General features: G+C 67.5%; 1 protein-coding gene. It reads right to left on the reverse strand.

What is annotated here, in order from left to right; all coding sequences use genetic code 11:
• Positions 1-10: 10 nt before the first annotated feature.
• Positions 11-11,287 carry a non-ribosomal peptide synthetase gene (locus M0D68_RS07150; protein ID WP_266224085.1) on the reverse strand — a complete coding sequence of 3,759 codons (11,277 nt, stop codon included), beginning with the start codon at positions 11,285-11,287 and terminating at the stop codon, positions 11-13.

Here is an 11,287-nt window from a genome sequence, read left to right on the forward strand (position 1 = left end):
TCTCAAGGTCTCAATCCAGTTCGGCCAGCAACTGTTTCATCGTGTCGCGTTGGGCGGCTTGCGCCACCTGGGTTTGCGCCTGCGCAGCGGATGCCTCGCGCAGCGACTCTGCCAGCCGCGCGACGGTGGCTTGCGCGAGCACGGCGGCGAGCGGCACGGTTTGCTGCAAGGCGCGCGTGAGCCGCGCGGCGATCTGCACAGCGAGCAGGGAATGGCCGCCGAGGGCATAGAAGTTGTCGTGCACGAACACCGTCGGCACGCCGAGCACGTCCTGCCAGACCTCGGCGATCGTCTGCTCGACCGGATTGCGCGGCGCGACCGCGGGCGCGTCTGCCGGCGGCGCGGGCGGTGGCAACGCGCGGAGGTCGAGCTTGCCGTTGGGCAGCATCGGCAGGCGCTCGAGCATGACGAAGGCGCCAGGTATCCACGTTTCGGGCAAGCGCGCGCCTAGCGCCTGGATGAGCGACTCGGTCTCGACCATGCCGACCACATAGGCGATCAGGCGCTGATGCTCGCCTTCGCCGTGCAGCGCGACGAGTGCCTGCGTGACGCCCGCGCAGCTGCGCAGCGCCGCTTCGATCTCACCCGGCTCGATACGCTGGCCGCGCAGCTTGATCTGCTGGTCGATCCGGCCGAGAAACTGCACTGTGCCGTCCGCGCCGAAGCGGCACAGGTCGCCGGTTCGGTACAGACGTGCGCCGGGCAAGCCGTCTGGATCGGGCACGAACTGCATGGCCGTCAGACCCGGCCGTCCCAGATAACCGCGCGCGAGACAGTCGCCGCTGATGCACAGTTCGCCGATGCCGCCGTGCGGAACCCGCACGCCGTCGTCATCGAGCAGCGCGACGCCGCGGCCAGGATAGGGACGCCCAATCGGCACGATCACGTGCGCTTCGTCGGCGGCGCCGGTGCGGTGATAGAGCGCCGCGACCGCGGTCTCCGTCGGACCATACAGGTTGTCGACGTGGATCGCCGCGAGCGGACCGGCGCGCCAGCGGGCGAGCGTATCGCCGGCCAGCGCTTCGCCGCCGACGGTGATCTGCCGCAATGATTGCAACGCCGCCGCGGGCGGCGCGGCGCGCTGCCATTGCTGCCACAACGAGGTCGGAATGCGCGCGAACGTGACGCCGGCGTCGACGAGCGTCGCGTTCAGCGTATCGATGTCCCACGCATCGGGGCCGCGCATTTCGACGCGGCCGCCTTGCAGCAGCGCGGGCAGCAACTCGTGCAAGGCGACGTCGAAATTGATCGTCGACGATTGCAGCACGATGTCGCCGGCGCCGATCCCATAGACAGACTGGAAGTCCGCCAGATGCAGGCTCAACGCGCGATGACTGAGCGCGACACCCTTGGGCTTGCCGGTCGATCCGGAGGTGTAGATCACATAGGCGAGTTGTTCCGGCTCGATCGGTTGATGCCAGTCTTCCGGCGCTGCGTCTTCTACGCTCATGACGCCGTGGCTCGCTTCGGCCGCATCGGCGGTATCGATGCGGATCACCTCGCGTCCCGCGAACAGCGCGCCCAGTTGCGCGACGCACGCGGCATCGGCGACCACGTGGCGCACGTCGGCATCGTCGAGCATGCCGGCCAGACGCTCGCGCGGATAGGTCGGATCGAGCGGCACGTAGGCGCCACCGGCCTTCCAGATGCCGAACAGCGCCACCGGCAGACCGACGCCGCGCGTCACGCATACGCCGACGCGCTGATCGCTGCGCAGGCCCGCGCGCTTGAGCCGCGCGCCGATGCGGTTGCTCCAGTCGTCGAGTTGGCGGTAGCTCAAGGTCGCGCCGCGGCAGGCGAGCGCGATGGCGTCCGGCTGGCGGGCGGCGCGCGCGCTGAAGCGCGGCATCACAGGTTCGAAGTCATAGCGGCGTTGCGGCTGCGAATCGAGCGTCTCGCCGGACAACGCGATGTCGCCGAGCCGCGCAATGCGACGCACGTGCGCCGGGTCGCGATCCACTACGGCGGCGGCCAGTTGCGTCAGGATCCGCTCGTAGTCCGCGGCGAGCCGCTCGATCGTCGTACGCTCGAAACGCTCGCCGTCCCACGCCCATTGCAGGTCGATCCGTTCGCGTGGCAGCACGGCGAGCGTCAGCGGGTAATGGGTGCGATCGGCGCTCTGCTGCGCGCGAACCGTCAGGCCGTCGCCGTCCGCGTCGAGCGCTCGATCGAGCGGATAGTTTTCGAACACGAACAGCGTGTCGAACAGGTTGTCGCCACTGCGGCCGGTCCATTGCTGGATGCGCGTGATCGGCGTGTGTTCGTGCTCGCGCAACGCGTGGTTCAGCGTGTGCAGCTCGCGCAGCCAGTCGGTGGCTGGCGCACTGGCGGGCGCGTCGACCCACAGCGGCACGCTGTTGATGAACAGGCCCATCATCCGTTCGACACCGGGCAAGTCCGCCGGGCGGCCGGACACGGTCACGCCGAAGGCGGCGCGATGACGGCCGCCGTAGCGTGCGAGCAGGATCGCCCACGCGCCTTGCATCAACGTGTTCAAGGTCACCTGGGCGCGCTGCGCGGCTTGCAGCAGGCGGGCGTGCAGACCGCTGGCGAGCCGCGTCGACCAGTCATGCGAGCCTGGTTCGCGTTGCTGCGGACGCCCGAGGCTAGGCGCAAGCAAGGCCGCTTCGTCGGCGTGACTTGCGAGGGTGCGCCACCAGTCGGCATGATCGCGGGTGGCGGTGTCGTGTGCGAGCCAGCGGACGTAGTCGCGATAGGGTGCAATAGATGCCGTCGGCGCACTGGAAGCGCGGGTCGCGAGCTGCGCTGCGTGTGTGCCGCTGCGCGTGCGGGCCCGATACGCTTGCGACAGCGCGTTGAGCAATTGCGCGCTGCTCCAGCCGTCGAGCAACGCATGGTGGCTGGTCCACACCAGATCGTGTGCACCGTCAGGCCGCGCGAACAGCGCGACACGCATCAGCGGCGCGCGGCCCGGATCGAAGTCGCTGCGCAGATCGGCGCCGAGCCATTGCGCGAGGCGGGCATCGTAATCGGTGGCGTGGGCACGCCAGTCATGCGTCGCGAATGGCACGACGGCATGTCGATGCACCACCTGAAGGGGACCGCTTTCCTGGCCGAGTTCGAAATGCGTGCGCAGCACCGGATGCTGATCGAGCATGTCCTGCCAGGCAGCGAGTAACGCGCGTGGGTCGAGCGCGCCGTCGAGCGTCAGGCGCAACTGGTTCAGGTACATGCCCGCGCCGGCCGTGAGCAGGCTATGAAACAGCAGACCTTGCTGCAGCGGTGTCGCCGGATAGATGTCTTCGATGTCGCCGAGCGGCAGCCGCATGGCTTCCAGCGTGGCTTGGCCGATACGCGCAAGCGGGAAGTCGGCGGCGGTGCCACGCGGCGGCGCATCGACACAATGCGCGATCAGTTCGCGCAGCGCCTGCGCGGTTTGCGCGGCGAGTCGTTCGACCGCGTCCGCGTCCAGTACGTCGGGACTGAAGCGCCAGTGAAGATCGAGCACGCCGTCCACCACCAGCGCGGTGATGTCGAGCAGGTGGTCCATGGTGTCGGCGCCCGCAAGCGGCGCGCCGGCGAAGTCGTGAGAAAAGTGCAGACGCGGGGCGCCATCCGGTGAATTCACCGTGTGACTGCCGGCGAGCGCCTGATCGAACTGGCCGAGATAGTTGAAGCGGACCTGGGCGCGAGGCCAGAGCGCGAGTGCTGCCTGACGCCCGGCGTCGGTTATTCCGTCGAGCGAGCCGCTTCTGCCGGCCTCGCGCAAATGACCGAAATTAAGCCCTTGTTCCGGCACGGCACGTAGCGCCTCTTTGACCGCGATCAGTGTCGCCGCCGGCGTCTGCGCGCGCGGCAAGGCGAACGGGTATTGAACCGTGAACCAGCCTACTGTTCGGTCGAGATCGACGGTATCGAGCGAGGTGCTGCGGCCGTGTGCTTCAAGATCGATCAACACCGGCGCGTCATGACTCGACGGCGCGCCGAGCGTTTGCGCAAGCGCCGCAAGCAGCAGGTCGTCAGGACGGGTGCGATAGGCATGCGATGTGTGTTGCAACAAACGGCGCGTGCTGGTTGCGTCGAGTTCGATGCTGACCGTGCGACTCGCGGCGAGACTGCGATCGACCATGCCTCGCGCGGGCTCGCGGACGAGGTGGTCCGGCAACGCACGTTGCTCAGCCGTGAGCGTGTGCGCCCAATAGTCGAGTTCCGCGGCAGCCGGTGCGGCACTGTTCGCCTGGGCGTTGACCCACACGCTCCAGGGCGTTGTGAGGGTGGGCAAAGGTTGGTCGGCGTAGAGCGCGCGCAGGTCGTCGAGCAGAACGCGCCACGACACGCCGTCGACCGCGAGGTGATGAATCGCGATCAGCAGGCGGCGGCGTGAGCCCGCTTCGAAATAGCCGGCGCGCAACAGCGGACCGTGCTCGATGTCGAGACTTTGCTGGATCGTCGCGCCTTGCTTCGCCAACGCGTTGTCCCAGTCGGCGGAATCGAGTTCGACGTGGCGCAGCAGCGCAGCGTCCTCGCGAGCGGCCACACGCTGCTGCCAGCGCGGGGCGTCACTGTTACCGTTGCCATTGCCGTCGCGCGTGAAGCGCAGTCGGAGCGCATCGTGACGCTGGACCAGCGCGGTCAGCGCGTCGCTGAGGCGGTCGGGATCGAGCGCGTCCGCGGTGTCGAGCAGCACGGACTGATTCCAGTGCGACTCGCCATCCGGACGTTTCGTGAAGAACGCTGCCTGGATCGGCGTCAACGGCAACGCATCGTGGTGCTCGGCGGCCCGGCTTGCCGCATTGGCGCAAGCAGTCATGAGCTGGGCCTGTTGCGCGATAGTCGGATGCTCGAAGATCTGTTTGGGCGTGAGATGCCAGCCGGCGTTGCGCACGCGCGAAATCAGTTGCAGGCTCAGGATCGAATCGCCGCCGGCTGCAAAGAAGTTGACGGTGACGCTGGCCACGGGATGGCCGAGCACGGTCTGCCAGATATCGAGCAGGGCGGCTTCACGGGGCGAGCGCGGCGTGACCACGGGCGTGTCGTCGTCCTGCCATTCGGGTTCAGGCAATGCGCGACGGTCGAGCTTGCCGCTGGGCGTGAGCGGCAGCGCATCGAGCGTGACGATGGCCGAGGGCAGCATGTGCGCCGGCAGTGAACGGGCGAGCCGGGTTCCCAGCACACGGGTGTCCGCTTCGCCGGTGATGTAGCCGATCAGGCGCTGCTGCGCGCCTTCGCCCCTGATCGCCACGGCGGCGTTCTTCACGCCGTCGCAGGCACAGAGCGCGGCTTCGATCTCGCCGGGCTCGATCCGGTAGCCGCGCAGCTTGACCTGCTGGTCGAGGCGGCCAAGCGGTTCGGGGCGGCCATCGTCGCGCAGCCGGCAGAGGTCGCCGGTGCGGTAGAGGCGGGTACCGGGCGCGCCGTCGGGATCGGGCACGAAGCGCTCGGCGGTGAGAGCGGGGCGGCGCAGATAGCCGCGCGCGAGATTGCGGCCGCCGATGCACAGCTCGCCGAGTCCGCCGTCGGGCACGGCGAGGCCGTGCGAGTCGATCACGCGCAGCACGGTATCGGGCAAGGGATCGCCGTGAGTGATGGGCTGAGCGGTGAAGACCTGGGCGCTGGCGGAATAGATGGTGGTCTCGGTCGGGCCGTACAGATTCCACAAGGCCACGCCCCGGGCGATCAGCGCGGCGGCGAGATCGGGGTGCAACGGTTCGCCGCCGCTCAGGCCGAGCAGCGGGCGGTGCGGCACGGACAGATCGGCGCGCCAGCCGGCTTCGAGCAGCATGCGCCAGCCGCTGGGGGTAGCCTGGAAGACGGTGGCGCGGCTCGCTTCGAGGCGTGCGGCGAGCGCGATGCCGTCACGGGCGGTCTGCGAGGAGACGAGTTCGAGCGGCACGCCGCGCACGAGCGGCAGACAGAATTCGAGCAGGGAGATGTCGAACACGGGTGCCGATTCGCTGAGCCAGAGATCGTCATCGCGCAGGCCGGGCCGCAGATCGACACTGGCGAGGAGGCGGTCGAGCGCGCCGTGGGTGACGCCGACGCCTTTGGGCCTGCCGGTGGAGCCTGAGGTGTAGATGACGTAGGCGAGCTGGTCGGGGTGGATGGCGGGTAGTGTGTGGGTGCGGTGACCGGAGTGGGAAGCGTGCCGCACGGCGCCGAGCTCCACCACCTGACGCCCGGCAAACAGCGCGGGGCTGTGCTGATCGGTAACCGTAGCGGCATCGGCGAGCACATGCAGCACCTGCGCATCCTCGAGCATCGCGGCGATGCGCTCGGGCGGATAGGACGGATCGACGGGCAGGTAGGCCGCGCCGGCCTGCCAGACGCCGAGCATGGCGGCGAGCAGCGCGGGGCCACGGGCGACGCAGACGGCGACGCAGGCGTCGCGCTGCACGCCGTCGCGCAGCAGCCGCTGGGCGATGGCCGAAGCCCGGTCAAGCAGTTCACGATACGTGAGGCTTTCCTGCTCACCGGTAAGGGCAACGGCATCAGGTTGCCGCGCACCGGTCTGCGCAATACGCTGGCTCACTGGCACAAACGTATAACGCGCAAGCGGCACCGCCTCGCGCTTCGGCGAACTCACTGTCAGCGAGCGCAATTCGACCTCAGGTCGAGCAATCACCTGATCGACCAGTTCGACGAAGTGATCCGCCATCCGCTCGATCGTCGACGCCGCGAAAATATCATCGGCGAAATCGAAGTGCAGGCGCGCGTAATCCGCTGCGCCGGTGACGTCCAGTTTCAGATCGAACTGCACCGCATCCGCTTGCGCATCGCGCGGCTCGATCCGCAGTCCGGGCAACGCTTGCGTCGGCGCTGCCGCCTGCTGATAGTTGAACATCACCTGAAACAGCGGCGTCGTGTTGCGTTCGCGGTTCGGTTGCAACGCTTCGACGAGCCGCGCGAACGGCAGGTCCGCGTGAGCGTGCGCGTCGAGCGAGCGCTGCCGGACGTGCGCGATCAGTGCGGCGAACGTGTCCGCGCGGCTGATGTCCGCCGTCATCACCAACGTGTTCACGAAGCAACCGATCATCCGTCCAGTCTCGACTTGCGTGCGGCCCGTAACGGGCACGCCGACGCGGATCTCGTTCTGTCCGCTATAGCGTTGCAGCAGGACGTCGAGTGCCGCGAGCATCACGATAAAGAGGCTAGCCTGGTGCGCTTCGGCGAGATGACGCAGCGCCTGTATCCGCGCGGTGTCGAGCGTGCGGACGGTGCGGCCGAGTCCACGCCGCCGCGGTGCCGCGCGCGGCTGTTTGAGCGGCAGTTCGAGGACGGGATCGGTTTCGCCAAGCAAGTCGCGCCAATAGCCGAGTTGGCGCGCGAGCGCCGTGTCGTCGGCGTGCAGTCGCTGCCAGCGCGCGTAATCGCCGTATTGCACGCCCAGTTCGGGCAGCGCGGTGAAATCGGCGTGGTCCAGCGCTGCGCGATACAGCGCGATTAACTCGTCGATCAGCAGATCGACCGACTCGCCGTCAGCGATGATGTGATGCAGGGCGAGATGCAGCACATGGTGTTCGGCGTCGACGTGAATCAGCGTGACGCGCAACAGCGGATCGCCAGTCAGATCGAACGGTGCACGCGCGGCATCGCTCAATCGCGACGCGACGCCGGACTCACGTGTGTCCGGCGCGCTCGTACGCAGATCGTGCGCCGTCCATGTGTAGCGCGGCGCGGCGTGAACCTCCTGATAGCCGACACCATCCTCTTCGCCAAACGACGTGCGTAACGCCTCGTGCCGCAGCGACAGCGCGTCGAAGGCGCCGCGCAACGCGACGGCGTCGAGCGCCCCATGCAGATTCACCGCGCACGTGATGTTGTAGGCGGTGTCCTGCGGATCGAATTGCCAGAGGAACCAGAGCCGTTCCTGTGCATGCGACAGCGGCACGCAGGTTTGCGCAGCCGGACGCCGCACGAGCGCTTGCCGCTGCGGTTGGCCATCAGGATGCCCGCTGGCGAGCGCCGTTTCCAGTTGCGCGGCGAGCGCACCGAGCCGCGGATGATCGAAGAAGATGCGCAAGGGCAGTTGCACGGCGAAGGCCTGTTCGATTCGCGCCGCAAGCTTGACTGCCAGCAATGAATGGCCACCGCGAGCAAAGAAATCATCATCGGCATCGACATGGGAGACACCGAGCACCTCGCGCCAAAGATCGGCGAGGCGCAGGCCGACCGGCGACAGCGGCGGTACTGGCGCATCGGTATTTGCACCGGCACTCACGTGTTCGGCGCCGAATGCCGCATCGTCCGGAGCGGGCAGCGCGTGGCGATCGAGTTTGCCGTTGATGGTGAGCGGCAGCGCGTCGAGCACGACATAGGCCGACGGCACCAGATGCGCCGGCAGATACGCTGCGGCATGCTCGCGCGCAGGCTGACGCAGCGTGACCGCGTTGCGGCGTGCGACCAGGTAGGCGATCAATTGCACGCCCCGTTGCGGATGCTCACGTGCGATCACTTCAGCCGAAGCGATATCCGGATGGCTCAGCAACGCCGCGCGCACTTCGCCGGGCTCGATACGAAAACCGCGCAGCTTCACCTGTGCATCGTTGCGGCCGAGATAGGCGAGCTCGCCATCCGGCAGCCGCCGCGCGACATCGCCGGATCGATACAAACGCGCGCCGGGAAGACCGAACGGATCGGGAACGAAACGCTCGGCCGTCAGTGCTGGACGATTCGCATAGCCACGCGCGAGACCGGCGCCCCCGATATACAGTTCGCCCTTCGCGCCTGGCGGAACCGGATTCAGATCGGCATCGAGCAGATGCAATTGCAGATCGTCGAGTGCGCTGCCGATAGGGCTCAAAAGCGCCTGTGTCGTGCCGTGAATATCGTTGTCGCGCAACACGCGATGGGTGACATGCACGGTCGTTTCGGTAATCCCGTACATGTTGACGAGCGCCGGCACATGCGTGCCGCGCGCGCGATGCCATGCGGCTAGCGCCGCAGGTTCGAGCCGTTCGCCGCCGAACACGATTACGCGCACGTTGGCGAAAGGTTCGGACGCCGCGAGATCGGCCTGCATTAATGCATCGAACGCGGACGGCGTCTGGTTCAACACCGTCACGCGCTGCTCACACAGCAGGCGCTGCAGCGCAGCCGGTTCGCGCGTTGTCCAGTACGGGACAACGACGAGCCGGCCACCATGCGCCAGCGCGCCGAACAGCTCCCACACCGAGAAGTCGAAGGCGTGCGAATGGAATAGCGTCCAGACGTCGTCGGGACCGAAATCGAACAGCGCAGCCGTGCTGTCGAACAGGCGCGCCAGGTTCGCGTGCGTGACGCCGACGCCTTTTGGCCGCCCGGTCGATCCGGACGTGTAGATCACGTAGGCGAGTTGTTCGGGGTGCGGCGTCGTTTGCTGCGGCAAAGCGTCCGCGTCAGCGGTTTCGATATCCTGCAACGCCGCTGCGTCGACGATCGCCACGCCGTGTTCCGTAGCCCACGCGCCGAGTGACGCGATACCTTCGGCATCGGCGACGATGCAGCGTACGTTCGCATCGAGCAGCGTGTCGTGCAGGCGCTCAGGCGGATAGCGCGGATCGAGCGGCACATAGGCTGCACCCGCTTTGAGAATGCCGAGCGCGCCTGCGACGAGCGCAAGCGAGCGGCCCGTGCAGAGGCCGATGCGGACATCGGGCGCCGGCGTCATGCCGGTTCGTTCGGCGAGGCATCGGCCGATCCGGTTCGACCAGCGATCGAGTTCGCGGTAAGTCAAGGCGCCGGTCTCGCCGGTCACAGCCTCTGCATTGGGCCGCGAGCACACGTGGTCGGCGATTCGCTGCAACACGCCGCGTGGGGCATGAGCTTGCTGCGTGACTTTAGTGGCGGAGATAGGCGGCGACGCCTGTGCACAGTGGCTCAGGCGCAGGTCGGCGATGCAAAGATTCGCGTTGCGCGCCAGTTGCCCGAGCAGTTCGGCATAGTGATCGGCGAGGCGTTCGATCGTCGCGGCATCGAAGCGCTCGGACGCATAGACGATGTTCAGCCGCGCGCCGTGATCGTGTTCGACGACGTTGAACGACAGGTCGAATTGCGCGGCGCCCGTTTCGATTTCGCGCGTCGTGACGCTCAAACCCGGCAGCGACAACAACGCCGCGCGATCGCTGCGCTGCATGCTGAACATCGCGTGAAAGAGCGGCGTGTCGTCGGTGCGCGAAGTCTGCAGCGACCGGACCAGACGCGCGAATGGCAGCGCGCGATGCGCCTGCGCGTCGAGCAACGTCTGGCGTGTCTGCGCGAGCAGCGTGCCGAAAGGCAGATTGCCCTCCACCTGCTGACGCACTACCAGCGTATTGACGAAAAAGCCGATCAGGTTTTCGGTTTCGACACTGTCGCGTCCGCTCGACGGTACGCCGATGCGCAGATCGCTCTCGCTGCTGTACCGGTATAACAGCGTGCCGAAGGCGGCGAGCAGTGCCATGAAAAGTGTCGCGCCTTGCGCGGCGGCCTGGGTTTGCAGGCCCGCCAGCAGCGCCGCGTCGATCTCGCGCCGCACGCGGCCGCCCGCCGCGCTCGGCTGATGCGCGCGCGGACGGTCGAACGGTAACGGGGACGGTGGCGTGTGCGTGCCGAGTTGCGCGCGCCAGTAGTCGATGTGCGTTTGCAGCGCGGCGTCGTCGAGCCATTCGCGTTGCCATGCGGCGCAGTCGCGAAATTGCAGCGTGGGCGCGGTGGTGGGCGCTGGCGCTTTGCTCGATGCCTGCCGATAGGCTTGCGCCAATGCCCGGATCAGAACGCTCATCGAATGGCCGTCGGTGACGATGTGATGCAGGGTCAGCAGCAGGACGTAACGCGAGGCGCCGATACGGAACAGATCGGCGCGCATTGGTGGACCGGCTTCAAGGTCGAACGGCTCGACGGCTGCGCGGCGCAGCGCGGCATCGAGTGTTGCATCGAGCGCGGTGCCGTCGGCGCCGCGCAGATCGTGCAGGCGACAAGCGGGCCGCGGCGTGCCTTCCGCCGTCTGTCGCAACTCGCCATCCGCACGCTGAAAGAAGCGTGTGCACAGACTCTGATGCTGCTGCGCGACGCTGCCTAGCGCGTGATCGAGCGCTGCGGTGTCGAGTTCGCCGTCGAGCTCGATCGCGCCCGGCATGTGATAGGCCGGGTTGTCCGGTTGCAGTTTCCACAGGAACCACAGGTGCTCCTGTTCGAACGACAGCGGCGCGTCGCCGCCGTGCGCAGCACTTCGGGCGATGGGCACGATCGGCAGCGTCGCCGGATCGATGTGCTGTGCGGCCACACGTTGCCGGAAAGCGGCGCGACTCTCGGGCGGCAGTGCGGCGTAGCGGAGCGAGATGGCCTGCATTTGCGGAGTCGGTTGGGTCAT

This window comes from Paraburkholderia sp. SEWSISQ10-3 4, from assembly GCF_030464785.1.
Classification (GTDB): Bacteria; Pseudomonadota; Gammaproteobacteria; order Burkholderiales; family Burkholderiaceae; genus Paraburkholderia; species Paraburkholderia aspalathi.